The 24,035-nt window shown below is 62.8% G+C and carries 22 protein-coding genes; 19 read left to right on the top strand and 3 right to left on the bottom strand.

All coding sequences use genetic code 11. From position 1 onward, the window contains the following. Positions 1-78 precede the first annotated feature (78 nt). The 6 genes from AC19YX_RS19005 (at position 79) to AC19YX_RS18980 (ending at position 6,904) form a co-directional block, all read left to right on the top strand. Positions 79-1,254, top strand: a complete 1,176-nt coding sequence (locus tag AC19YX_RS19005; protein ID WP_500606777.1) for a M20 aminoacylase family protein — start codon at positions 79-81, stop codon at positions 1,252-1,254. A 96-nt stretch (positions 1,255-1,350) separates the two neighbouring features. Beyond that, positions 1,351-2,661, top strand: a complete 1,311-nt coding sequence (locus AC19YX_RS19000) for a citrate-proton symporter (protein ID WP_201129780.1) — start codon at positions 1,351-1,353, stop codon at positions 2,659-2,661. Next, on the top strand, positions 2,661-4,127 hold the full coding sequence (locus AC19YX_RS18995) for an amidase (RefSeq protein WP_500606942.1): 1,467 nt from the start codon (positions 2,661-2,663) through the stop codon (positions 4,125-4,127). The genes AC19YX_RS19000 and AC19YX_RS18995 overlap by 1 nt, the downstream gene beginning before the upstream one ends. An 85-nt stretch (positions 4,128-4,212) precedes the next feature. Further along, positions 4,213-4,983: an IclR family transcriptional regulator gene (locus AC19YX_RS18990; RefSeq protein ID WP_078470200.1), complete on the top strand. Its 771-nt coding sequence runs from the start codon at positions 4,213-4,215 to the stop codon at positions 4,981-4,983. A gap of 171 nt (positions 4,984-5,154) precedes the next feature. Then, positions 5,155-5,745 carry a YceI family protein gene (locus AC19YX_RS18985; RefSeq protein ID WP_078470201.1) on the top strand — a complete coding sequence of 197 codons (591 nt, stop codon included), beginning with the start codon at positions 5,155-5,157 and terminating at the stop codon, positions 5,743-5,745. A gap of 1 nt (position 5,746) precedes the next feature. After that, complete coding sequence (locus tag AC19YX_RS18980) at positions 5,747-6,904, top strand: phospholipase D-like domain-containing protein (protein ID WP_078470202.1); 1,158 nt, start codon at positions 5,747-5,749, stop codon at positions 6,902-6,904. 103 nt (positions 6,905-7,007) lie between these two features. Here the strand turns inward: AC19YX_RS18980 and bglX are convergent, their stop codons facing one another. Beyond that, entirely contained in the window at positions 7,008-9,329 is a 2,322-nt protein-coding gene (gene bglX / locus AC19YX_RS18975) for a beta-glucosidase BglX (protein WP_078470203.1), read from the bottom strand. A gap of 238 nt (positions 9,330-9,567) precedes the next feature. Here bglX and AC19YX_RS18970 point away from each other — a divergent pair, with 238 nt between their 5' ends. From AC19YX_RS18970 to AC19YX_RS18920, 11 genes are all read left to right on the top strand, one after another. Further along, entirely contained in the window at positions 9,568-10,176 is a 609-nt protein-coding gene (locus AC19YX_RS18970) for a LemA family protein (RefSeq protein ID WP_078470204.1), read from the top strand. After that, positions 10,176-11,087 carry a TPM domain-containing protein gene (locus AC19YX_RS18965; RefSeq protein ID WP_500606776.1) on the top strand — a complete coding sequence of 304 codons (912 nt, stop codon included), beginning with the start codon at positions 10,176-10,178 and terminating at the stop codon, positions 11,085-11,087. Before AC19YX_RS18970 ends, AC19YX_RS18965 begins: the two co-directional genes overlap by 1 nt. Before the next feature lie 27 nt (positions 11,088-11,114). Continuing rightward, the gene (locus tag AC19YX_RS18960) at positions 11,115-11,888 is read left to right on the top strand and encodes a TPM domain-containing protein (protein WP_078470206.1); all 774 of its coding nucleotides are present in this window, start codon (positions 11,115-11,117) and stop codon (positions 11,886-11,888) included. 29 nt (positions 11,889-11,917) lie between these two features. Next, a complete protein-coding gene (locus tag AC19YX_RS18955; RefSeq protein WP_078470232.1) occupies positions 11,918-12,532 on the top strand; it encodes a TPM domain-containing protein in 615 nt (204 codons plus the stop codon). Positions 12,533-13,252: 720 nt separating this feature from the next. After that, positions 13,253-14,380 carry an ABC transporter substrate-binding protein gene (locus AC19YX_RS18950; RefSeq protein ID WP_500606775.1) on the top strand — a complete coding sequence of 376 codons (1,128 nt, stop codon included), beginning with the start codon at positions 13,253-13,255 and terminating at the stop codon, positions 14,378-14,380. Positions 14,381-14,436: 56 nt separating this feature from the next. After that, positions 14,437-15,396 carry a branched-chain amino acid ABC transporter permease gene (locus tag AC19YX_RS18945; protein WP_078470208.1) on the top strand — a complete coding sequence of 320 codons (960 nt, stop codon included), beginning with the start codon at positions 14,437-14,439 and terminating at the stop codon, positions 15,394-15,396. Then, the gene (locus AC19YX_RS18940) at positions 15,389-16,393 is read left to right on the top strand and encodes an ABC transporter permease subunit (protein WP_201129788.1); all 1,005 of its coding nucleotides are present in this window, start codon (positions 15,389-15,391) and stop codon (positions 16,391-16,393) included. The genes AC19YX_RS18945 and AC19YX_RS18940 overlap by 8 nt, the downstream gene beginning before the upstream one ends. Then, positions 16,393-17,145: an ABC transporter ATP-binding protein gene (locus AC19YX_RS18935; RefSeq protein ID WP_078470210.1), complete on the top strand. Its 753-nt coding sequence runs from the start codon at positions 16,393-16,395 to the stop codon at positions 17,143-17,145. The genes AC19YX_RS18940 and AC19YX_RS18935 overlap by 1 nt, the downstream gene beginning before the upstream one ends. Further along, positions 17,142-17,849, top strand: coding sequence for an ABC transporter ATP-binding protein (locus AC19YX_RS18930; protein ID WP_500606774.1), 708 nt, complete (start codon positions 17,142-17,144; stop codon positions 17,847-17,849). Before AC19YX_RS18935 ends, AC19YX_RS18930 begins: the two co-directional genes overlap by 4 nt. After that, complete coding sequence (locus tag AC19YX_RS18925) at positions 17,846-19,300, top strand: NAD(P)-binding domain-containing protein (RefSeq protein ID WP_500606773.1); 1,455 nt, start codon at positions 17,846-17,848, stop codon at positions 19,298-19,300. Before AC19YX_RS18930 ends, AC19YX_RS18925 begins: the two co-directional genes overlap by 4 nt. 223 nt (positions 19,301-19,523) lie before the next feature. Continuing rightward, positions 19,524-20,738, top strand: coding sequence for a class I SAM-dependent methyltransferase (locus AC19YX_RS18920; protein ID WP_078470213.1), 1,215 nt, complete (start codon positions 19,524-19,526; stop codon positions 20,736-20,738). A gap of 63 nt (positions 20,739-20,801) precedes the next feature. On the opposite strand, the gene AC19YX_RS18915 is transcribed toward AC19YX_RS18920, so the two are convergent. Then, on the bottom strand, positions 20,802-21,701 hold the full coding sequence (locus AC19YX_RS18915; RefSeq protein ID WP_500606772.1) for a DMT family transporter: 900 nt from the start codon (positions 21,699-21,701) through the stop codon (positions 20,802-20,804). Between the two features lie 229 nt (positions 21,702-21,930). Between AC19YX_RS18915 and AC19YX_RS18910 the strand changes: the two genes are divergently transcribed. Continuing rightward, a complete protein-coding gene (locus tag AC19YX_RS18910; RefSeq protein WP_078470215.1) occupies positions 21,931-22,512 on the top strand; it encodes a DJ-1/PfpI family protein in 582 nt (193 codons plus the stop codon). A 15-nt stretch (positions 22,513-22,527) separates the two neighbouring features. Further along, positions 22,528-22,833 (top strand): ribbon-helix-helix domain-containing protein, encoded by a 306-nt coding sequence (locus tag AC19YX_RS18905; RefSeq protein WP_020299022.1) that lies wholly within the window; start codon positions 22,528-22,530, stop codon positions 22,831-22,833. A 157-nt stretch (positions 22,834-22,990) separates the two neighbouring features. Here AC19YX_RS18905 and AC19YX_RS18900 read toward each other — a convergent pair whose 3' ends face one another. Then, positions 22,991-23,335 (bottom strand): DUF6124 family protein, encoded by a 345-nt coding sequence (locus tag AC19YX_RS18900; RefSeq protein WP_500606771.1) that lies wholly within the window; start codon positions 23,333-23,335, stop codon positions 22,991-22,993. Between the last annotated feature and the right edge of the window lie 700 nt (positions 23,336-24,035).

Genomic DNA, 24,035 nt, shown 5'->3' with positions numbered 1-24,035 from the left:
GAGCCGTGATCACGCCTTGCTACGCCGTGAAGCGCTCCGAAAAAGAACGGGAACACACCCGACCCAAGGAGACCCAGCATGACCCGACACCCGCACATCCTGGCCTGGCTCAATGACGTCGCCAGTGAGTTGCACGCCATTCGCCAGGATATTCACGCCCACCCTGAACTGGGCTTTGAAGAGCAGCGCACCGCCGCGCTGGTGGCGCGCTTCCTGGAAGAGTGGGGGTTCGAGGTTCACACCGGCGTTGGCCATACCGGCGTGGTCGGCGTGCTGCGCAATGGCAATGGCCCCGGTCGGCTGGGCCTGCGGGCCGACATGGACGCCTTGCCGATCATCGAAAACACCGGGCTCGGCTACAGCAGCCAGCACCAGGGTTGCATGCATGCCTGTGGCCATGACGGGCACACGGCGATGTTGCTCGGTGCTGCACGTTACCTGGCAGCTACCCGCCGTTTCGACGGCACCCTGACCCTGATTTTCCAGCCGGCCGAAGAAGGCCAGGGCGGGGCCGAGGCCATGCTGGCCGATGGTTTGCTGGAGCGTTTCCCCTGTGATGCGCTGTTCGGCCTGCACAACATGCCAGGGCTGCCGTCCGGGCACCTGGGTTTTCGCACGGGGCCGATGATGGCGTCCCAGGACCTGCTTACCGTGACCATTGAAGGCGTTGGCGGCCACGGCTCCATGCCGCACCTGGCGGTGGACCCGTTGGTGGCGGCGGCGAGCATGGTCATGGCGTTGCAGACGGTGGTGGCACGCAATATCGATGCCCAGGAGGCGGCCGTGGTGACCGTAGGGGCATTGCAGGCCGGTGAAGCCGCCAACGTCATCCCGCAACAGGCGCTGCTGCGCCTGAGCCTGCGCGCGCTGAATGCTCCGGTGCGCGAGCTGATGCTCGAACGGGTCAGGGCCATCATCCGCAGCCAGGCACAGAGTTATGGCTGCACCGCCAGCATCGACCACCGGCCGGCGTATCCGGTGCTGGTCAACAGCCCGGCGGAAACCGAGTTCGCCCGCCAGGTCGGTGTGGCGTTGCTGGGGGAGCAGGCGGTCGATGGCAATACGCCGAAACTGATGGGCAGCGAAGACTTCGCCTGGATGCTGCAACGCTGCCCCGGCAGCTACCTGTTTATCGGCAACGGCCTGGCGCGGCCGATGGTCCACAACCCTGGCTATGACTTCAACGACGACATCCTGCTCACGGGCGCTGCCTACTGGGGTGCGTTGGCCGAGAGCTGGCTCAAGCCGGCCTGAGCTTTTCCTTTCTTCTGCCGCTGAACCGGGTGCCTGCCAGTGCCCGGCACTTCCCGATTGGGTTGCATGACCCACGAGCATTGAAGGAACGTCCCGATGAGCACTTCGACAGTCAGCGTTTCCCGTACCCGGCAGGTGGTTGCCGCCGTGATCGGCAACGCCCTGGAATGGTACGACTTTATCGTTTACGGCTTTCTGGCCAGCATCATCGCCCGCCAGTTTTTCCCCGCCGAAGATGAGTACGCCTCGCTGCTGATGGCCCTGGCGACCTTCGGTGTCGGCTTCTTCATGCGCCCGGTGGGCGGCATCCTCCTGGGCATCTATTCGGATCGCAAGGGGCGCAAGGCGGCGATGCAACTGATCATCCTGTTGATGACCGTGTCCATTGCCCTGATCGCCTTTGCGCCCAACTACGCCGCCATCGGCATGGGGGCGCCGCTGTTGATCGTGGTCGCGCGCATGCTCCAGGGGTTTGCCACCGGCGGCGAATATGCCAGCGCCACGGCGTTTCTGGTGGAGAGTGCGCCGGCGCATCGCAAGGGCCTGTACGGTTCATGGCAACTGGTGGGGCAATGCCTCGCGGTGTTCGGTGGCGCGGCGATGGTGGCGCTGGTGACCCGTTTGTTCTCGCCCGAGGTACTCGACCTCTGGGGCTGGCGCCTGCCGTTCCTGATCGGCCTGCTGATCGGCCCGGTGGGTTTGTGGATCCGCAAGCACATGGACGAGCCGCAAGCCTTTATCGAGGCGCGCAGGCAAGTGCGCGGCAAAGGGCCGACCCTGATGCAGGTAGTGCGTGATCATCGGCGCAGCATCCTGGTATCCATGGGCTTGTGCTGTGGCTCGACCGTGTCCTTCTATGTGGTGCTGGTCAACATGCCGACCTTTGCCCACAAGAACCTCGGCTTGCCGCTGGACCAGGTGCTGCTGGTGCAGATGCTGGCGGTGGCGCTGATGACCGTGGTGATTCCGCTGTCCGGTGCCCTGTCGGACCGCCTTGGTCGGCGCCCGGTATTGCTGGCCTTCAGCCTGGCGTTTTTTGTCATGGTGTATCCGTTGTATGTGTGGGTGGCCGCGGCGCCGTCGATCGAGCGCTTGCTGGTGATGCAGGTGCTGCTGTGCACCGCGATTGGCGGGTTTTTCGGACCGGCGCCGACCGCCCTAGCCGAGCAGTTTCCGGTGGAGGTGCGGTCCACGGGCGTATCGGTGGCCTATAACGTGGCGGTCATGGTCTTTGGCGGGTTTGCGCCGTTGATCGTGACCTGGCTCAGCAAGGTCCTGGGCACGCCGGTGGCGCCGGCTTTCTATGTGCTGTTCGCCTGCCTGCTGACCTTGTTGGGCACCTATTGCCTGCAGGAAACCCCCAGGGTAAAGAAACCCGGCGTAATGACCTATGGAGTCGAACCTTGATCAAGACCACAGAGCACCCTGGACCCTGGCACAACCCGATCGTCGAGCTGGACGCCCTGGCGCTGTCGCAGGCGATTCATGCCCGGCAGGTTTCCTGTCGCGAGGTGATGCTGGCCTATCTGGCACAGATCGAACGCTTCAACCCGCAGGTCAATGCCCTGGTGTCCTTGCGTGAGCCGCAGGTGCTGCTGGCTGAAGCCGATCAGCGCGATCGGCAGTTGGCTCGGGGCCAATCCCTGGGCTGGATGCACGGCATGCCCCAGGCGATCAAGGACCTGGCGGCGACCGCTGGGCTGCGCACCAGCCTGGGTTCGCCGCTGTTCGCCGAGCAGATTCCTGCCCATGACGCCATCAGTGTCGAACGGGTACGGGCGAGCGGGGCGCTGTTGGTGGGCAAGAGCAACGTGCCGGAATTCGGTTTGGGTTCGCACACCTACAACCCGCTGTTCGGCACCACCGGCAACGCCTACGACCCGACACTCAGTGCCGGCGGCAGCAGCGGCGGGGCGGCGGTGGCCCTGGCCATGCGCATGCTGCCGGTGGCCGATGGCAGCGACATGATGGGTTCGCTGCGCAACCCGGCGGCCTTCAATAATGTCTTCGGCCTGCGCCCGTCCCACGGTCGGGTCCCCCACGGCCCGGCGCCGGAGCTGTTCGTGCAGCAACTGTCCACCGAGGGACCGATGGCGCGCAGTGTGTCTGATCTCGCCCGCTTGCTCGGTACCCAGGCCGGGTTCGACCCACGGGTACCGCTGTCGCTCAAGGAAGACGCCAGTGTGTTCAGTCAGCCGTTGACTCGTGATTTCGACGGCGTGCGCCTGGGTTGGCTGGGTGACTACCAGGGGTATCTGGCCATGGACGATGGCGTCCTGGGTCTGTGTGAAACGGCCTTGGCGGATTTTGCCGAGCTGGGGTGCGAGGTCGAGGCCTGCCAGCCGGCTTTTTCCATGGCGCAGCTTTGGCAGTGCTGGCTGGTGCATCGCCATTGGTTGGTCCAGGGTTCGATCGGGGCGTTGTATGCCGACCCGGCGAAGCGCGAGCGGCTCAAGCCTGAGGCGCAATGGGAGATCGAAGGTGCCATGGCCTTGAGCGGGGCTGAGGTTTACCAGGCCTCGCAGACCCGCAGTGACTGGTACCGGGCCTTGAGCCATTTGTTCGAGCGTTACGATTTTCTATTGCTGCCCTCGGCCCAAGTGTTCCCTTTCGATGCATGCCAGCCATGGCCGAGCGTCGTCGGGGGGCAGTCCATGGACACTTACCACCGTTGGATGGAGGTGGTGATCGGCCCGACCCTGGCCGGCTTGCCGAGCATCAGCGTGCCGGTGGGCTTCAATTCGACCGGGTTGCCCATGGGCATGCAGATCATTGGCCCGGCCCAGGCTGATCGTGCGGTGCTGCAACTGGCGTTCGCCCATGAACAACTGACCCGCTGGGTCCAGCGTCGCCGGCCTGGCAATCTGCTGTAACCGCAGCGCACGGCCCACGCCGCTCGGTGGGCCCGCATCTTGCTGCATCAATGGCTTACCTATCAGGTTCCAGGGAGGTCCGAACATGGCCAGCAAGGTAGAAAGCGGTAGCGTACGTTCGGTCGAGCGCGCCTTGGCGATCCTCGAACTGCTGGGGCTGCATCAGGCCCTGGGGCTTGAAGAGCTGCACTACCTGACCGGGTTGCCCAAGGCCACCGCTTCGCGCATGTTGTTGACCTTGCAGGAGCAAGGCTGGATCTATCGTGGGCTCAGCGACCGGCGTTACCGACTGAGCGCCAAGCGCCTGTTTGGTGACAGCCAGCTGCGTTTCAAGCGGCACATGGTGGAGCAGGCCGCGCCCTGGTTGCAGGAGCTGAGCGAGCGCACCGGCCTGGTGACTGACCTGTCGTGTTTTGACGGCGAGCGGCTGGAGGTCATGGAAAGCTCGATTCCGACGGTGTTGCGCAAGCGCTACCCGAACAACTGTCAGATCGTCGGGCATTATTCGAGCCTGTTTCATTCGGCCATGGGCAAGGCCTGCCTGGCCGCACTGGAGCCGCAGCAAGTCGAACGCCTTGCTGCCCGCGAGCAAGTGCCCCTGGAAGATCAGTACCAGGCCTGCGAGCAGTCGCAGCACCAGGGGTTTGGCCAGCGTACCGAAGGTTATTGGGAGTACCCGGTGCGCCTGCCATTCCTGATTCGCGCGGTGGCGCTTCCGATTTGGGCCGAAGGTCGGCTGGTGGGCAGTATGGCCCTGCATTGGCCGATGGATCAGGCACCGGTGGAGCGGGTGTTGAGCTTGCACATGGCCAGCCTCGCGGCCACCGTTGACGATGTGCAACGGGTATTGGCCTGAGCGCCGGTAAGTGTGTGCCCTGGAGGGCTGCCGGTCTGTTCGAAAAGAAGCCGCTTGGGTCTGCGTTTGCGCATCAATGCTCGCTGCCAGGGCACGGGAAGCATTCTGCTGTTTGCAAGGCCATTCAAGCAGGCTAAGGTTCGGCTCAGGTTTATCTGCCCATGAGTGTTTATGTTCAACCCGTCCTTCCCCAAAGCCCTGGCCTTGCTGCTAATGGCGTGCGCGGCCGTGCCGGCCCATGCCGACTGGTACCTGGATAACGAGTCTTCCCGCCTGTCGTTCGTCAGCACCAAGAACTCCAGTATTGCCGAGGTGCAGCGCTTTCTCGTGCTGCACGGCAAGGTCGATGAACAGGGCAAGGCCCAGTTGCAGGTCGAGCTGGAGTCGGTCAACAGCGCCATCCCGCTGCGCGACGAGCGCGTGCGCAAAGAGCTGTTCGAGATCAAGGCCTACCCCGAAGCGGCGATCAGCGCCCAGCTCAATCTGCAACCGATCAAGGACCTGGCGCCCGGGGCGCAGATCGAGCTGCTGCTGCCGGTGACCGTCGACTTGCATGGCCAGCAGCACACCTACAACGCCGAGTTGCTGGCGACGCGCCTGGATGATCGGCGGTTTCAGGTGGTGACCCTGGAGCCGCTGGTGCTCGATGCCGAAGACTTCAAGCTGGCGCCGGGCGTCGAAACCTTGCGCAAGGCCGCGGGCTTGTCGGCCATCAGTTTGTCGGTACCGGTGGGTGCGGTACTGATCTTCACGGCGCGCTGACATGGTCGGCGCGGTGTTTCCCTGGCGTGAAGGCAACCGTTTCGAGTTGCTGATCGACGGCCCGCGTTTCTTTCCGCGGATGCTGGCGGCCATCGATCGTGCCACCGAGCAGGTCGAGCTGGAGCTGTACCTGGTGGAAGCGGGGGCCTGCGCCGAAGCCATGGTCCAGGCCCTGGTGCACGCCGCCGAACGTGGGGTACGGGTGCGCTGCCTGTTCGATGACTACGGCAGCCTGGCCTTTACCCTGCGCTTGCGTCAGCGCCTGACCGGGGCCGGGGTTGAGTTGCGTTTCTACAATCGCCTGAGCTGGCGCCGGGGTGGTCGCAACCTGTATCGCGATCACCGCAAGCTGCTGCTGGTCGACCAGTCCCTGGCAGTGGTGGGCGGCACCGGGGTCACCGATGAGTTCTGGGACCCGGAGGCCGACCACAGCGAGTGGCATGAAGTCATGGTCGAGATCGTCGGCCCGTTGGTGCTCGACTGGCAGATCCTGTTCGATCGACAGTGGCTCGCCAACCCCCACCGCACGGCCTGGAAACCCGCCGCGAACTTCGGTTTGCAGCGCTTGCCGAAAGTCCCGGCGCAGGGCGAGGGCATGGGCCGGGTGGCCTACGCCGATGCCCGTCAGCATCGGGATATTTTGCATTCGTTGATTCGTGCCCTGAACAGCGGCCAGCGGCGGATCTGGCTGGCGACTCCGTATTTCCTGCCGACCTGGTCGGTGCGCCGTTCGTTGCGGCGGGCGGCGGCGCGGGGGGTCGATGTGCGGCTGCTGCTCACCGGGCCACGGACTGATCACCCTTCGGTGCGCTACGCCGGGCATCGCTACTACCCGAGGTTGCTCAAGGCGGGGGTGAAGATTTTCGAGTATCAGCCGTGTTTCCTGCACCTGAAGATGGTGCTGGTGGATGACTGGGTGAGCATTGGTTCCTGCAACTTCGACCACTGGAACCTGCGCTTCAACCTGGAAGCCAACCTCGAGGCTCTGGACCCGCCACTGACCGGGGCGGTGACCGCGAGTTTCGAGGCCGACTTTGCCCAGAGCCAGGAAGTCAGCCTCGAAGCCTGGAAGCAGCGACCGCTATGGCGCCGTATCAAGCAACGCATCTGGGGCTGGGTCGACCGGCTGGTGGTCAATATGCTCAATCGTCGGAGTTGAGCACGTTGCCTGCGAATAACACGGTGCCCACTCCGGATTATCGCGGCGCCCTTTCGGGCCAGCGTCCGAACGCGGCCCGAGCCTGGCGGCAGCGGCTACAGAGTCAGAGCAGTTCGAAGCTCTGTTGTTTGACGTCCTGTGAGTCCAGGCCGATCTGCACGTTGAAGTCACCCGGTTCGGCCGCGTACTTGAGTTGGGCGTTGTAGAACTTCAGGTCGTCCTCGGTGATGGTGAAGTGAATGGCTTTCTCTTCACCGGCCTTGAGCATGATTTTCTGGAAGTTCTTCAGTTCCTTGATCGGCCGGATCATCGATCCCGCCACGTCCTGGATATACAGCTGCACCACGGTCTCACCGTCGCGCTTGCCGTTGTTTTTCACCGTCACGCTGGCGTCGAGCTTGCCGCTCTTGTTCAGGGTGGTGGAGGACAAGGCCATGTCCGACAGGCTGAAGCTGGTGTAGCTCAGGCCATAGCCGAACGGGAACAGCGGCCCGGTGGTGTCATCGAAATACTGCGAGGTGTAGTTGCCCGGCTTGCCTGGGGTAAACGGCCGGCCGATGGTCAGGTGGTTGTAGTAGGTCGGGATCTGTCCGACCGAGCGCGGGAAGGTGATCGGCAGCTTGCCCGACGGGTTGTAGTCGCCGAATAGCACGTCGGCAATCGCATTGCCGCCTTCGGTGCCGCTGAACCAGGTTTCCAGGATCGCGTCGGCCTGTTCGTTTTCATCCAGCAACGACAGCGGACGGCCGTTCATCAGCACCAGCACCAGGGGTTTGCCGGTGGCCTTGAGGGCCTTGATCAGCTCACGCTGGCTGGCCGGAATGTGCAGGTCGGTGCGGCTCGACGATTCGTGGGACATGCCCCGCGACTCGCCCACGGCGGCTACGACCACGTCCGAGGCCTGGGCGGCTTTCACCGCTTCGTCGATCATCTGTTGCGCCGAGCGTGGATCGTCCACCACTTCCGGTGCGTCGAAGTTGAGGAAGTTGAGGTAGTCGACCACCTTCTTGTCGGCGGTGATGTTCGAGCCGCGAGCGTAGGTCAGGGTCGCCTTGTCGCCCAGGGCGCGGCTCATGCCGTCGAACAGGGTCACCGATTGTGCCGGCACGCCAGCGGCGGCCCAGCTGCCCATCATGTCGATCGGCGCCTTGGCCAGCGGGCCGACCAGGGCGATTTTTGCGGTCTTGGCCAGGGGCAGGGTTTCGTTGCGGTTCTTCAGCAGCACCAGGCTGCGGCGAGCCACATCACGGGCTTCGCTGCGGTGCAGGCGGCTTTCGGCATTGGTGTCGGCCGGGTCATCCTCGGCCTTGCCGATGCGCAGGTACGGGTCCTTGAACAGGCCCATGTCGTACTTGGCACCGAGTACCTCGCGCACCGCGTTGTCGATATCGCTCTGGGCGATTTCCCCGGACTTGAGCAGCCCCGGCAGTTCCTTGCCATACAGCGAGTCATTCATGCTCATGTCGATGCCGGCCTTGATCGCCAGCTTCGCGGCTTCACGTCCGTCCTTGGCCACGCCGTGGCGGATCAGTTCGATGATCGCGCCGTGGTCGCTGACCGCCAGGCCCTTGAAGCCCCATTCCTTGCGCAACAGGTCCTGCATCAGCCACATGTTGGAAGTGGCCGGCACGCCGTTGATCGAGTTCAGCGCGACCATCACCCCACCGGCCCCCGCGTCGATCGCGGCACGGTACGGCGGCAGGTAGTCCTGGTACATCTTGACCGGGCTCATGTCGACGATGTTGTAGTCGCGCCCACCTTCCACCGCGCCGTACAGGGCGAAGTGCTTGACGCTGGCCATGATGCTGTCGGCGGCGTTCGGGCTCACGCCCTGGTAGGCCTTGACCATCACCTTGGCAATGCGCGAGACCAGGTAGGTGTCTTCGCCGAAGCCTTCGGAAGTCCGGCCCCAGCGCGGGTCGCGGGAGATATCGACCATCGGTGCGAAGGTGATGTCCAGGCTGTCGGCGCTGGCTTCCTGGGCGGCAATGCGCCCGGACAGGCCAATGGCCTCCATGTCCCAGCTCGAGGCCAGGGCCAGGCTGATGGGGAAGATGGTCCGGTGGCCGTGGATCACGTCATAGGCGAAGAACATCGGGATCTTCAGCCGGCTGCGCATGGCTGCGTCCTGCATCGGCCGGTTTTCCGGGCGGGTGATGGAGTTGAACGTGCCGCCGATGCGGCCGGCGGCGATTTCCTTGCGGATCAGCTCGCGGGGCATTTCCGGGCCGATGCTGATCAGGCGCAACTGGCCGATCTTTTCGTCGAGGGTCATTTGCTGCAGCAGGTTGGCGACAAAGGCGTCCTTGTCTTGCAAGGCCGCGCCCTGGGCCGGCTGGTTTTGCACGGTGGCCACCGAGGTCGCGGCCAATACGGGGTGACTGGCCAGGCTGATCAACAGGCCCAGCAAACACAGCTTCTTCATGAATATTGTTCTCAAGGGCTAAAGCCGACACCGGTGAGACGGGTCGAACAGCCGAAATTTAGGGAGCGCCTATTGTTGTTCGGATAAATACCGCACACTTCTGAACTCTTTTTTGCGCTGGGCATCTTTTAGCCCATCAGCCCGATGCATTCCAGTGGCGCAGGCAGTTTTTGCCCACAGGATGTGTGAAACCGGGCAAAAGCTTCATCTCAATCAGGTTGTGCAAGGAGCCCCACCCATGAACATCACCCAACGCCTGCGTTCGACCTGGCCCGTCGCCGTCTTGTTGCTGCTCTCCAGCCTGCTCAGTGGCTGCGGCATCAACAACATTCCGACCCTCGACGAGCAGGTAAAAGCCGACTGGGGCCAGGTGCAGAACCAGTACCAGCGTCGCGCCGACCTGATTCCCAACCTGGTGGAGACCGTCAAGGGTTACGCCAAGCACGAGGAAGACACCCTGACCGCGGTGATCGAGGCGCGATCCAAGGCGACCTCGATCCAGGTCGATGCCTCGACCCTGGACAACCCGGAAAAACTCAAGCAATTCCAGCAGGCCCAGGATCAGTTGAGCGGTGCACTCAGCCGGCTGATGGTGGTCTCCGAGCGCTACCCGGATCTCAAGGCCAACCAGAACTTCCTGGCCCTGCAATCCCAGCTCGAAGGCACGGAAAACCGCATTGCCGTGGCCCGTCGCGACTTCATCCTGGCGGTGCAGAAGTACAACACCGAGATCCGTACATTCCCCGGCCGCCTGTGGCACAGCATGATGTACAGCGACCTGCCGATTCGTGAAACCTTCGAGGCCACCAGCCCCGACGCCGACAAAGCACCGCAAGTCAAATTCTGATGGGCCGCTTGCCGCGCGTGCTGCACGGTGTGCTGCTGGCGCTGGCGCTGCTGACCAGTGGGGCAATCGCTGCCGAACCTGAGGCCCCGGCCAAAAAACCGGGGCTGTATTTGCGCAAGGCCGCTCCTGAACCGGTGCCCGAGCCGGCGCCACGGGATGAAACGCCTGCGCCCCTGGAAAGCCTGTTTCCCGAGTTGAGCGGGCGGGTGGTGGATGGCGCAGGCATGCTCGGCTCCACCAGCATCCGCTACCTGACGCCGTTGCTCGCGGCCCATGAACAGCGCACCGGCGACCAAGTGGTGGTGGTCACCCTCGACAGCCTGCGCGGCAATAGCATTGAAGCGTTCGGCGTGCAACTGGGGCGGCATTGGGGCCTTGGCCAGCGGGGCCTGAACAATGGCGTGCTGCTGATCGTCGCCCGCGCCGAGCGCAAGATGCGCATCGAGGTGGGCTACGGGCTTGAGGGCCTGCTGACCGATGCCCTGGCTTCGCAGATTATTGCCGGCATGGGTCAGGACTTTGCCCGGGGCGAGTTCGCCCAGGGGATCATCAACGGGACCCAGGCTATTCTGGACACCTTGGGTCGGCCAGCGATGGCAAGGGTCGAAACCTACCAGGAGCAGCTCAAGAGCGAGCGCCGCGAGGATTTTTTCCTGTTTGGCTTGCTGGCGGTGGTCCTCGGGTTGCTGTTTCTGTTGTTGCGTCAGGTGGTGGATATCGAGTTTGTCCGGGGCAAGTATCAACCGGGCGTCTCCAGGCGTTCTTCGAACAGCAGCAGCCGTGACAGCGCTTCTGCCAGTACGGGCAGCTATGAGGGCTCAAGCGGTTCGGCAGGTTCCAGCGACAGCGGCGACAGCCTGCGCTCCGGCGGCGGCAGTTTTGGCGGTGGCGGAGCGTCCGGCAGTTGGTAACGGCGATCACGAAAGGACGAGGTGCTGATGCGAGCAATTAAAGTGAGCCTGGTGCTGTTGCTCTGGGTGCTGGCGGTGACGGCCCGGGCCGAGCTGAAGTTCCCGGAGTTGAGCGGTCGGGTGGTGGACGACGCGCAACTGATCGAGCCGGCGGTTCGAGCGTTCCTGACCCAGGAGCTGCAAGCCCACGAACAGGCCACCCGCGAGCAGTTGGTGGTGGTGACTGTGCCCAACCTGCAGGGCGCCCGGATCGAGGACTTTGGCTACTTGCTGGGGCGCCATTGGGGCATCGGCCAGAAGGACAAGAACAACGGCGCGCTGCTGATCGTGGCCCGCGACGAACGCAAGCTGCGCATCGAGGTGGGCTACGGCCTGGAGGACCGGCTGACGGACGCGCAGGCCTCGGTGATCATCAACCAGGTGATCACGCCCGCGTTCAAGGCCGGCGACTTCAGCAAAGGCATCAAGGACGGTGTAGCCGCCATGTTGCTGGTGCTGGGCGGCACGCCGCTGGAGCAGGCGAGCACGGCCTATGACTCGGGCTCCGATGACGGCGTCAGTGACAAGGATTTTGTCGAGCGGCACTCGTTCTTTTTCATCTTCCTGGTGATGCTGTTTATCCTCGCGCTGATGGTTTTGCAGTTCCTCGGGATCTTGCCCAGCGGCGGTGGCCGAGGAGGTTCCAGCGGCGGCTCAAGCAGCGGCGGGTTCAGCGGCGGTTCGGGTGGCGGCTCAAGCGGCGGCGGTTTCAGTGGCGGGGGCGGCAGCTTTGGCGGCGGTGGCGCGTCGGGCGGTTGGTAACCAACAATAATCAGCGAGTATTGGACGACATGGCATTACTGAGTGAATACGAACAACGGCAGGTCGCCGAGGCGATTGCCCGGGTCGAGCAGCAGACCGACGCCGAGCTGGTGACCGTGCTCGCCGCCCGCGCTGATGATTACGCCTATATTCCGCTGCTCTGGGCCAGCCTGTTGGCGCTGATCGTGCCCGGGGTCATCCACCTGTTCGGCTGGATGGGCACCTACACCTTGCTGCTGACGCAATGGGCGACCTTTATTGTGCTGTGCCTGGTGTTTCGCATTCCCAAGGTCACCACCCGCCTGATCCCGCGCTCGGTCCGCCACTGGCGCGCGTCGAACCTGGCCCGCCGGCAATTTCTCGAGCAGAACCTGCACCACACCGTGGGCAGCACCGGGGTGCTGATTTTCGTCTGCGAGGCTGAGCGCTACGTGGAGATCCTGGTGGATGAAGGAATCTCCCGGCGCCTGCCTGACCAGACCTGGGCGCCGCTGGTGGCAGCCTTCACTCAGCAGGTGAAGCAGGGCCAGACCTTGCAAGGCTTTATCAACTGCATCGACGCTTGCGGCGAATTGCTCAAGGTCCACGTGCCGGTGACCCAGGTGCGTAATGAGCTGCCCAATCGCCTGGTGGTGCTGGGTTGAATCGGTTGTCGGTGGTTTATGGTTCGAAAGTAGTAGGCGGGGGCTGTTTGCAGTAAGCATTGATTAAACGGCAATAGTTCCTGCCAGGCGGGCTATTGCCGGTTGCCAGGCTGATAAAAGTGCAATGCTTTTCAGGCCGGTGTAATGCCGTTAATTACGACTAAAGTAGTAAAAATAGTAGTCCCCGAGTTCAGGCACTTCTTCCCACATTTGAATACCACCATCCGGCATGGCCTGGATTAAAACCTATATCTGCCGACTTTTTTCTGTGTTGTAACAAGCAGGAAACACATCTTTTCTTATTCGATAATTGAATATAAAAGTAAAAAATAATATTAGAGCGGAATAAGTGTAGTCGTTATCCTGTGCTCCGCAGGGCGTCGTTGAGCGGTTGCCGCCGCTGGATCCCTCCATTGCGCGGCGGCCTTTCCTGGTTGTCGCTACTCGAACCCGAGTTGTCCGTATCGGTTAAAGATAGGGAGGGAGCAGCCGGGAATTAATCATCGAGTTCGGAGTGGGTGTCTTGCAGATCGGTCTTCTTATTATTGAAGTTGCCCAGGGCGGCGCAACTTCGCAGTGAGTGTGCCGAGGTCGATTAGTCACGTGTTTGTATCGGGTAGCTGCCGGGGAACTTAGTGTTTCTTCAATGGCGGCCAGGTGGCTGTGTGCTTGCTGTTTGCGGTCTGTGACGGTTTTTTAACTTAAGGGTTTGGGGGATTAATGAATATTCGTAAAAAAGCCGTATCGAGCCTGGCGCTCCTGACGCTGGCGTTGGCCGGGGCGAGCATGGCCCATGCAGCGCAGCCGAGCGTGCGCATCGGCTATCAATTGCCATTGACCGGCAACACCGCCCAATACGGGCAGGACTTCAAGGCCGCCGCTGAAATCGCCCTCAAGGAGTTCAACGCGTCGGGTCGGATCCCGGTGCCAGTTGAAATCGTGTTCGAAGACTCGCGGTCCGATGCCAAGGAGGCCGTGTCGATTGCCCGCAAGTTCGCCGACGACCCGAGCATTGTCGGGGTCCTGGGGGATTTCACCTCGACGGTGTCGATGGCCTCGGCGCAGGTGTACAAGCGTGCCGGTCTGTCGCAACTGTCCCAGACCGCTTCCCATCCCGACTACACGAAAATCTCCAAGTGGCAATTTCGCAACATCACCAACCAGGATCAGGAGGGGCCGTTCAACGCCGACTGGATCGCGTCCCAGGGTTTCAAGAAGGTCGCGGTGATTGGCGAGCAGACCGACTGGGGTCAGTCAGCAGTGCAGGCATTTGAGAAAAAGGCCAAGGAAAACGGGATCGAGGTGGTCTTTTCCGAGTACTTCAACCGTGGCATTCCCGATTTTCGTTCGCTGATCACCAAGGTCGACCGGGTGCACCCCGACGCCATCTACGGCGCCATTTTCTACGAGGACGCGGCGCAGTTTCTCAAGCAACTGCACCAACTGGGGGTCAAGGCCCCGGTGTTCTCCAGTTCGGCGGCCTACAACGAGCAACTGATCAAGCTGGCGGGTAAAGACGCCGATGGCTTGCGCCTGACCTCGACCTTCCTGCCAACCGTGGACGCGGAAAACGTGCGCCACTTCGTGACCGCGTGGAAGGCCGTGCGCAACGGCGAGGAGCCCGGACAATTCCCGGCCCAGGCCTACGACGCCACCAACATCATGCTAGCCGCCGTGGCGCGGACCTACCCTGACGCCACGCGCGACAAGGTGCGCCAAGCGCTGGCAGAGACCAAGGACTTTCCCGGGGTCACCGGTTCCACCACCTTTGATGCTGACCGCGAGCCGCACAAGTCCCTGGTCAAGGTTGAAGTCGTGAACGGCAAATTCGAGCCCTCGGCGCACTGATCGGTCGCCGGCATTCTTGCATTCAACTGTGTGGAAACACCCAGGAGCCGGCGCAGGTGTCTGCGTCGGCGATAAAGCCGTACCTGTTCGAGGCGTTTCCCGTGATCGATTCCTACTATTTCCAGCAACTGGTGATCGGCCTGTCGCAAGGCATGACCTACGCGCTGGTCGCTATTGGCTTCACCCTGATCTTTGGTGTGCTGAACGCGGTGAACTTCGCTCATTCCGAGGTCTACACCATTGGCGCCGTGGCCGGGCTGTTCGTCATCGGTGCCTACGCCCCGCCCCTGGCCGGCGTGGTGCTGTTGGTGGCCGCGGTGGGCGCGGCGCTCGGGTTCGGCCTGGAGCGGCTGGCGTTCAAGCCGTTCCGGCGTTTTTCCGACGAGGCCTCGCTGAAGTCCAGGGCCATGCGCGAGTCGACGCTGATGTCGTCCCTGGCGCTGTCGATCATCGTGCGCGAGGGCCTGGAGCTGGTCATGGGCTCGCAGATGCAGCCCGTCCCCTTCAACTACATGCTCAATACGCCGATTGTCCTGGGCAGCATCACCATCGTCAGTGGCGATGTGGTGATCTTCGCGGTATCGGCCAGCATGTTGATCGGCTTGCAACTGCTGCTGAAAAAGACCCGGATCGGCCTGTCGATCCGCGCGGTGTCCAATAACCCCCTGGGTGCCAAATACAGTGGGATCAATGTCGACCGCACCATCGTCTCGACCTTTGTCCTGGGTTCGTTGATGGGCGCGGTGGCCGGATTGCTGGTGGGGCTCTATTACGGTTCGGTGTTTCCTTCGATGGGTTTTGCCCCGGGCATCAAGGCATTCGTGGCGATGGTCATGGGCGGCCTGGTGTCGATCCCCGGCGCGGTGATCTGCGCGTTGATTCTCGGCGTTTCAGAAAGTATGGCCACCACCTTCATGCCCTCGGCGTGGGCGGACATGGTGCCGTACCTGTTCCTGATCCTGACCCTGATTTTCTTTCCCCGGGGCCTGTTCGGCGGAGGGCGCGAACGTGTCTGAGCGCTTTGTTCCCGCCGCCGTGATCGCCGCGCTGGTGGTGCTGGTATTCGTTGCCGTGCCCCTGGCTCTGCACGCTCACGGTGGCGGCTATTACTACCAGCTCGCCAGCCTGGCGTTGATCTTCATCCTGCTGGCCTCGTCCCTGCACCTGGTGTCGGGAGTGACCGGGCTGCTGCACCTTGGGCAAGCGGCGTTCTACGGGGTCGGCGCCTACCTGGCGGCGCTGGCCGGTGTGGCCTACCACGTGCCGTTCTGGTTGGCGCTGCCCCTGGCGGGCCTGGGCTCGGCGTTGATCGCCCTGCTGGTGGCGCTGCCCACCATGCGCCTGGTCAGTATCTATTTTGCGGTGGCGACCCTGGCCATCGGGCAGATGATCAACATCATCCTGATGAACTGGGTCCCGGTCACCGGCGGCCCGAACGGGGTCACGCTGTTTGCCCCCATGGACCTGTTTGGCTGGGAGATCACCGACAACACCGGCATCTATTACGTGGTGGCGGTGACGGTTTCGCTGTCGGTGTGGGCCATCTACCGCCTCAGTTACTCCTATTACGGCAACGCGCTGCGTGCCCTGCGCGAAGACGATCAATGCGCGGCGGCCATGGGCATCGATGCGGTGCGGCTCAAGACCCAGGTGTTCACGGTGGCGGCGTTCTTTGCCGGGATTGCCGGCGCGCTCTGGGCCTACACCACGGGCTATATCTCGCCAAACGATTTCAAATTCTCGGAAACCATCCTGATCCTGGCCATGGTGGTGGTGGGCGGCCTGGGTAGCCTGCCGGGGGCAATCATCGGCGCGCTGCTGCTGGTCCTGCTGCCGGAAGCGCTGCGCGGCTTTGGCGACTTGCGCAACATCATTGTCGGCAGCGTCATGTTCCTCTCCATCCTGTTCCTGCCCAAGGGCCTGTGCGGTGAAGTGCCGGCGATCAGCCTGGCGCGCGGACTGTTGGGCGGCGCCTGGAAAACCGATGCGGGCAAAAAGGTGGGCTGGAAATAATGCTCCTTGAATTCAACGGACTGACTCGCCGATTCGGCGGGCTTACCGCTATCGATAACGTCTCGGGGCATGTGGCCAAGGGCGAGTTGCTGGGGCTGATCGGCCCCAACGGGGCCGGCAAGACCACCCTGTTCAACCTGATCACCGGGTTCGTCCCGGTCAGTGCCGGCACGGTGCATTTCGCTGGCCGCGATGTGACCGGCAAGCCACCCCATGTGGTCGCTCGGCTCGGTTTGTCGCGCACGTTCCAGAACCTGCGGATCTTCCCCAACATGACCGTGTTCGACAATGTCTCGGTCGGCGCCACAGGGATGATCGGCCAGGGCCTGGTCGAAACCATTTTCGGCCGCGGCGAGCGTCGCCGACGGATCTCGGAGCAGAGCTGGCAGGCGTTGGAGTCGGTGGGGTTGCAGCACCTGGCGAACCAGCTGGCGGCCAATCTCTCCTACGGCCAGCGCAAGTACCTGGAAATTGCCCGGGCCCTGGCGATGCAGCCTGAGCTGTTGATCCTGGATGAGCCGGCAGCCGGGCTCAACGACACCGAAACCGCCGAGCTTGCGGCCTGTATCCAGCGCCTGCACGGCAGCGGGCTCAGCGTGATGCTGGTGGAGCACGACATGAACCTGGTGATGTCGATCTGTCAGCGGATTCTGGTGCTCGCCTCCGGCAGAAAGATCGCCGATGGACCGCCGGCGGCCATCCGCTGCGACGCGGCGGTCCTGGAATCCTATCTGGGGACTGATTGGGAATGAACATCCTCGACATCCAGGGCTTGAAGATCAACCTGGGCACCCACGACATTCTGCACGGCATCAGCCTGGCCGTGCCCGAGCGCAGCATCATTGCCGTACTCGGGGCCAACGGGGCGGGCAAGACCACACTGATGCGCGCGATTTCCGGGATCTACCAGGCCAGCGTCGGCAAGATCCTGTTCGATGGGCAGGACATCAACCGCCTGCCCAGCCACAAACGGGTGCAGCAGGGGATTCTGCAGACGCCGGAAGGGCGGCAGATTTTCTCCAACATGACCGTGCGCGAAAACCTGCTGGTGGGCGGTGGGCCTTATGGCATGCGTGAGGCTGAATCGGTGCTGGATCTGTTTCCGGTGATCGGCGAGCGCTTTCACCAACTGGCCGGCTCGTTGTCCGGCGGCGAGCAGCAGATGCTGTGCATCGGCCGGGCATTGATGCGCCGGCCGCGGATTCTGCTGATGGACGAGCCCTCATTGGGGCTGGCACCTAAAGTGGTGGGGGAGATTTTTCGGTTGATCCAGCACATCCGCTCCACCGGCCTCACCGTGTTGCTGGTGGAACAGAATGCCAAGGCCGCGTTGCGGGTCGCCGACTATGCGGCGGTACTGGACGGCGGCCATATCACGCTTGAAGGACCGGCCGCGCAGATTGCCGCCGATCCACGCATTGTCGACGCTTACCTCGGAGGTCATTACCACCCATGACGCACACAACGTCCAACGCCCTGGCCACGAGCCGCCTGCGTGAAGAACTGGCCTATCTGAAATTGCCCAGTGCGGCCTGGACGGCCGCGGGCAAGGGCCCTGACGGACTCGACCTGCCCGATGTCGCGATTATCGGCGCGGGCATGTTTGGCATTGCCGCCGCCGTGGCCCTGATCCTCAAGGGCGTGCACAACATCCGCCTGTTCGACAGCCAGCCGCCTGGCCGCAGCGGGCCCTGGACCACCTATGCGCGGATGCCGACCCTGCGCTCGCCCAAAGACCTGCCGGGGCTGAGTTTCGGGATCCGTGCGCTGACCTTCCGCGCCTGGTACGAAGCGACCTACAGCGCCGAGGCCTGGGAGGCGCTGTACAAGATTCCCAATGCGGTGTGGCAGGACTACCTCGAATGGATCGCCGAGGCCTTTGACCTGCCGATCGAACACAACGCGGTGATCCGACGTTTTTCGGTGGGGCCGCAGACCGTCACCCTGCAGCACGAAGACGGGCGCAGCCTGATTGCCCGGCGCCTGGTGATCGCCACCGGGCGCTCGGGGACGGGGGGCGCGAGCCTGCCTGGATTTATCGATCCGGGGTTGTTTCCAACCCGCGCGGCCCACAGCTGCGACCCGATCGACTTTGCCGCCCTGGCCGGGCGTCGCGTGGCGGTGATCGGTGCCGGTTCCTCGGCCTGGGACAACGCCGCGACAGCGCTGGAGCACGGCGCGGCGCAGGTCACCCTGTATGCCCGGCGCAGTTATTTGCCGCAGATCAACAAGGCCCGGGGCTATATTTATCCGGGCTTTATCGAGGGCTGGCACGGGCTGGCCGCGCAGGAGAAGTGGGCGGTCTCGGCCTACCTCGACGACACGCCGCCGCCACCGCCCCATGAGACCGTGCTGCGAACCCTGGCGGCTGGGGGCGAGCGCTTTACCCTTAATTTCGACTCGCGGTTCGAGGCCGTGTCCGAGGTGGCCGGGCAGGTGCAACTGACCTTGGCCGAGCGCACCGATCACGCGGACTTCCTGATTGCCGGGACCGGCTTTCGCGTCGACCTGGCCCGTGAACCGCTGTTTGACCAGGTGGCCGGGCGCGTGGCCCTGTGGCGCGATCGCTTTGAACCGACTGCCGGTTCCGAACGGCCGCACCTGGGCCTGTTTCCGTGGTTGGGGGCGGGGTTTGAACTGCAAGAGCGCGGACTGGCCGACGGTGCTTCCGAACTGAACCGGGTGCACCTGCTCAACCACGCCGCGAGCCTGAGCTTTGGTTCGATTGCCTCGGATATCCCGGCGATTTCCGCCGCCGCCGAACGCCTTGCCCTGCACATTGTGGCCCAGCTTTTTCATGAGGGTTTCAGTGCGTATCAGCAACGGCTGGTGGATTGGGACAATGAGTGGGAGCTGGAACCCACCCCTTATTTTCACCCCGCATCAGGCGCTCAAAAGGCGCTTTAAGCCTCAGGTTGCCAGGCGCCGGGCGATTCCTTGTCGCCCGTTGCGCCGAGCGTTCGGCAACCGATAACCAGCGGGGGCGCGGCTCGATTGCCTGCCCTGATCGCGCCCCGGCTCGCGGAAAAAACACCGCTGGGTCAATAACTCCGTGCCCCGACGGGCCATCCCCCCTAAAATACCCGCCACTTTTGAATCACCGCGCGTATCGCCCGAGGCACCGTCCCCCATGTCTGTCACTGCAACCTCCACCCGTCCGGCGCCGGATCACCATGCCCAGTTTCTGGCCTTGCTGGACACCAGCCTGGCGCAGAACGCCTTTATCAAACTGGTGCTGGCCAAGTACGTGGGCGACGAAGCGGATTTGCAGCGCATCATCATCAAGCAACTGACGGTCAAGGAGCAGCCGTGCCTGTCCTTCGTCTACCGCTACAAGACCCGGGACATCACCAAGAACTTCTCCCTGGAGGAGGGCGCGGCGTTAATTGGCGAGTGGCTGCCGGCCTCGTTCAAGAACGCGCACCTGCTGACCCTGACCGATGAAGTGCAGCTGGAATACAGCAAAAAGGGCAAGAGTTCGCTGTTCAAGGGCAAGCCCCAGCAGCAGCGTGAAGTGCCGTCGGCCGAGCACAACCGCGAGAAGAATCGCTTTCTCGACCTCAACCGGCCGTTTCTCGCTGATCTTGGGGTGACCAACAAGCAGCACGAGCTGATCCCGGCGATGTCGCGCAAGTGGAAGCAGATCAACAAGTTCATCGAAGTCTTCAGCCACGCCCTGGCCACGTCGCCGATCAATCTCGCGCAGCCGGTGCGTGTGGCGGACTTCGGTTCCGGCAAGGGCTACCTGACCTTTGCCATCCACGATTACCTGCGCAATACCTTGCAGGCCCAGGGTGAAGTCACCGGGGTCGAGCTGCGTGAGGACATGGTCACCCTGTGCAACACCGCCGCCGCGCGCCTGGAGCATCCGGGGCTGGTGTTCAAGTGTGGCGACGTGCGCAGTGTGGCCCCCAGCGAGCTGGACGTGATGATTGCCCTGCATGCCTGCGATATCGCCACCGACTACGCGATCCACACCGGGATCCGCTCCGGCGCGGCGATCATCATGTGCTCGCCGTGCTGCCACAAACAGATCCGCCTGCAGATCCAGAGCCCGGCGCTGCTCAAACCGATGCTGCAATACGGCCTGCACCTGGGCCAGCAGGCAGAAATGGTCACCGACAGCCTGCGCGCACTGTTCCTCGAGGCCTGTGGTTATGAAACCAAAGTCTTCGAATTCATCTCCCTGGAACACACCAACAAAAACAAAATGATCCTCGCCGTCAAACGCGCCGAACCCGCAGACCCGGCCCAGTTGCTGTTGAAAATCGAAGAGCTCAAAGCCTTCTACCACATCAGCGAACACTGCCTGGAAACCCTGCTCAAGGCGGATGGGTACCTGTAACCCAACGCGGCGTCTATGTTGGCCAGCGCAACCTGGCGGCAGCAGCTACAGGATGGTGTGGGGTTACAGGGCCCGGGCCGGCGCGGGTTGCGCCGGGCGTACGCTGGTCTTGCGCCCGAGCATCACGGTCAGAATCACGCCCACTGCGAACACCCAGGTGATCGGTTCGATGTGCTCGCCAAAAAACAGCGCGGAAAAGGCGATGGTGAAAAAGATCTGCAACAGCTGGATCTGACTGACCCGGGCAATGCCGCCCATGGCCAACCCGGCGTACCAGGCGAAGAAACCAAAGAACTGCGAAAACAGCGATACATAGCCAAAGGCCCACCAGGTGCGGCTGGAAATCGCCCCTTGATGCTGCATCGCGAGGTACCACACCGGGCCAATCAGCAGGGGCGTTGACAGCACCAGGGCCCAGCAGATCACCTGCCAGCCACCCATCTCCTTGGCCAGGCGGCCGCCCTCGGCATAACCCAGGCCGCCGACGGCAATCGCCCCCAGCATCAACACATCGCCGGCCTGAATGCTCCCGGCGCCGCTGATCAACGCATACCCCAGCACCAGCGCGCTGCCCAGGGCGGCGCAGGCCCAGAAGGCTTTCGACGGCCGCTCATGGGACAGCCACGCCGCATACAGCGCCACGCACAACGGTTGCAAGCCATTGACCAGTGCGCCGTGGGACGCGGGCAGGGTCTGCATGGCCCAGGCCGACAACACCGGAAAACCCAGAATCACCCCGAGGATCACCAAACTCAGGCCTTTGATCTGACGCCAGGTCGGCCACTTCTCCCGCCGCCACAGCAACAGCAACGCCGCCGGAATCGCCGCGACCAGCGCCCGCCCCAGGCCATTGAGCAGCGGGTGGATCTCCAGCACCACGATGCGGGTAAAGGGCAGGGTCAGGCTGAAAATGATGACACCCAGCAAGCCGAGGGCCATGCCGGTGTTTTCGCGGGAAGACATAAGGGCAACCAGATCAAGAGGAGGGCAGGGCGTATCTAGCCATAAAGCCGCCAAGCGGCGCTGTTACAGCTGGGCACAGACTTGGAGGTACAGTTGGTGGGGCAGCGGCAAGCTACAAGCTTGAAGCTTGCCGCTGCTCGTGTAGTACCCGCGTATTACCTGGGCCGGCAGATTAGGACTACCTTGAATACTCTTTCTGCCCACGTGTTTCTGTAAAAGGAGTCATCCCATGGCCGCTAAAAAGATCCTGATTCTGGTCGGCGATTACGTCGAAGACTACGAAGTGATGGTGCCGTTTCAGGCGCTACTGATGGTGGGGCATACCGTGCATGCCGTGTGTCCGGACAAAAACGCCGGCCAGACCGTACGCACCGCGATCCATGATTTCGAGGGCGACCAGACCTATAGCGAGAAGCCGGGTCACCTGTTTGCCTTGAACTTCGATTTTGCCAAGGTGCAGGCTGCCGATTACGACGCGCTGCTGATTCCTGGCGGACGGGCTCCGGAATACCTGCGGCTGAATGAAAAAGTCCTGCAACTGGTCAGGGAATTCGACCAGGCGGGCAAGCCCATCGCCGCGGTGTGCCATGGCGCGCAACTGCTGGCGGCAGCTGGTGTGCTTGAAGGCCGCGAATGCAGTGCGTACCCGGCCTGCGCCCCGGAAGTGCGACTGGCGGGCGGTACGTACATCGATATTCCCGTGACCGAGGGCCACGTTCAGGGCAATCTGGTCACCGCCCCGGCCTGGCCGGCGCACCCAAGCTGGTTGGCGGGCTTCCTCGGCCTGCTGGGCACCCGAATCACCCTGTAACGGAGGGCCCTGCGCATGTGCGAGCTGTACGTCAAAGCCGATCCGATTCTCTACGAATCCCGTTCACGCTCGCTGCGCATCTGCGGTGTGGTCACCACGTTGCGCCTGGAAAACCAGTTCTGGGACATCCTCAGCGAAATCGCCGGGGAGGACGGCATGACCACCAACCAACTGATCGCTAAGCTGTATGAAGAGGTCATGGACTACCGCGGTGAAGTGGTGAACTTTGCCTCCTTCCTGCGCGTCAGCTGCACCCGCTACCTCAGCCAGCGCCGCAGCGCCACGCCGGAACTCAGCGTGGTTCGGCGCAACGCCCTGTAACACCTGGCGCAGCTTCCCCTAGTGTCGGCCCTGTAGCCGCTGCCGTGGAACGAGGCTGCGCTGACCATTTCGCAACACAGGCGATTTGCCTGAAAGTGCACGGCACCTATCAGGGCCAGCGCAGCCTCGCGAACTCGGCAGCGGCTACAAGGCGGCGTCAATCGCGGGTACGGGCACCGTCGAGCAATGCTTCCACCACCGCCCGGGCCATTTCCACCGAGTGCACCATGGACCAGATCAGCCCGCGCTCGATGCCGCTGGCACGTTCGGTGATTTCATCGGACACCTCTTCGGCGCATTTCAGCAGCAGCGCGACGTGCATCAGCGCGTCTTCGGCATTGACCCCGGGTTGCACGGCGAACAGCGCATGACCTTGGGCATCGCGCAGGCCAAAGGGGCGAGGTCGGGTGTTTTTCAGGGATTGGAGCAGGTGGGTGTTGGCGCGATCCAAGTCTGGGTCACGGCGTTGCTGGTGGGGTGGATCGGGGACGAGCTTTTTCATGTGTGTGACTCACTCAGTAGTTGTCCGACTGCCAAGCTCACTTCCACATGAGGGGTGGCAGCTGTGCGTGGGTGTGGAAGACCGGGACTGAGTAACCCGGCACACCCGAAGGTGTCCCGCGCACAACTGCCATAAAGCGCCGTCGATGAAAATGCATCGACGCTTGCTCAAGAGCACTCATGCTTACTCAATCCCGAACTTCCACATCCGGGCCGCTGTTTTTGCAGCGACGCACGGAGACTGCCGGATCGGTATGAGCTGTACAAGGTGCTCAAAGGCGTTTTGGATTCTCTAGGAAATACCCTACAAAACAAAGCGAAACCTCTTCACGGCTCAGCGGTATATGGCCCTGGCACCTATGGCAGGAAGCTTCCCCTCACTGTCAACGCACTCTCTCTCCGCCCCAAGTGAGTTTCAGACTCTCCTTATATTCCCGCACTCGACCTCAGCCCTAGATTCCCTCAGCCATGGAAGGTCCTGCACACCTGCATAGGCTCAGATCTCTAAAACCCAAGGACTCAGTGACAGGGAGTTACTGATGGTCAGCCGATGTCGGTTCTCCCTCTCGATCCCACCAGCCTGCCACTGTCCGAGTAGCGGCCCGGCCCCAGGAGTGCTCTAGATGCTTGTCAGCTTCCCCTTCCTGCGCAGCGCCGATCTTCAAGAGACAGATACGATCGACGATGGCACCTTCAATCTG

This window comes from Pseudomonas sp. MF09150 (assembly GCF_059862355.1).
The sequence above is the reverse complement of the archived record's forward strand: the minus strand, read 5'-3'. Positions and strand labels throughout refer to the sequence as shown.

Excerpts from the sequence above, each read along its gene's own strand:
- AC19YX_RS18935 (WP_078470210.1), top strand. The coding sequence starts at position 16,393 with ATGCTCCTTGAATTCAACGGACTGACTCGCCGATTCGGCGGGCTTACC.
- bglX (WP_078470203.1), bottom strand. The coding sequence starts at position 9,329 with ATGAAGAAGCTGTGTTTGCTGGGCCTGTTGATCAGCCTGGCCAGTCAC.
- AC19YX_RS18965 (WP_500606776.1), top strand. The coding sequence starts at position 10,176 with ATGGGCCGCTTGCCGCGCGTGCTGCACGGTGTGCTGCTGGCGCTGGCG.
- AC19YX_RS18980 (WP_078470202.1), top strand. The coding sequence starts at position 5,747 with ATGGTCGGCGCGGTGTTTCCCTGGCGTGAAGGCAACCGTTTCGAGTTG.
- AC19YX_RS18925 (WP_500606773.1), top strand. The coding sequence starts at position 17,846 with ATGACGCACACAACGTCCAACGCCCTGGCCACGAGCCGCCTGCGTGAA.
- AC19YX_RS18920 (WP_078470213.1), top strand. The coding sequence starts at position 19,524 with ATGTCTGTCACTGCAACCTCCACCCGTCCGGCGCCGGATCACCATGCC.
- AC19YX_RS19005 (WP_500606777.1), top strand. The coding sequence starts at position 79 with ATGACCCGACACCCGCACATCCTGGCCTGGCTCAATGACGTCGCCAGT.
- AC19YX_RS18905 (WP_020299022.1), top strand. The coding sequence starts at position 22,528 with ATGTGCGAGCTGTACGTCAAAGCCGATCCGATTCTCTACGAATCCCGT.
- AC19YX_RS18915 (WP_500606772.1), bottom strand. The coding sequence starts at position 21,701 with ATGTCTTCCCGCGAAAACACCGGCATGGCCCTCGGCTTGCTGGGTGTC.
- AC19YX_RS18910 (WP_078470215.1), top strand. The coding sequence starts at position 21,931 with ATGGCCGCTAAAAAGATCCTGATTCTGGTCGGCGATTACGTCGAAGAC.
- AC19YX_RS18970 (WP_078470204.1), top strand. The coding sequence starts at position 9,568 with ATGAACATCACCCAACGCCTGCGTTCGACCTGGCCCGTCGCCGTCTTG.
- AC19YX_RS18900 (WP_500606771.1), bottom strand. The coding sequence starts at position 23,335 with ATGAAAAAGCTCGTCCCCGATCCACCCCACCAGCAACGCCGTGACCCA.
- AC19YX_RS18960 (WP_078470206.1), top strand. The coding sequence starts at position 11,115 with ATGCGAGCAATTAAAGTGAGCCTGGTGCTGTTGCTCTGGGTGCTGGCG.
- AC19YX_RS18930 (WP_500606774.1), top strand. The coding sequence starts at position 17,142 with ATGAACATCCTCGACATCCAGGGCTTGAAGATCAACCTGGGCACCCAC.
- AC19YX_RS18985 (WP_078470201.1), top strand. The coding sequence starts at position 5,155 with ATGTTCAACCCGTCCTTCCCCAAAGCCCTGGCCTTGCTGCTAATGGCG.
- AC19YX_RS18955 (WP_078470232.1), top strand. The coding sequence starts at position 11,918 with ATGGCATTACTGAGTGAATACGAACAACGGCAGGTCGCCGAGGCGATT.
- AC19YX_RS18950 (WP_500606775.1), top strand. The coding sequence starts at position 13,253 with ATGAATATTCGTAAAAAAGCCGTATCGAGCCTGGCGCTCCTGACGCTG.
- AC19YX_RS18990 (WP_078470200.1), top strand. The coding sequence starts at position 4,213 with ATGGCCAGCAAGGTAGAAAGCGGTAGCGTACGTTCGGTCGAGCGCGCC.
- AC19YX_RS19000 (WP_201129780.1), top strand. The coding sequence starts at position 1,351 with ATGAGCACTTCGACAGTCAGCGTTTCCCGTACCCGGCAGGTGGTTGCC.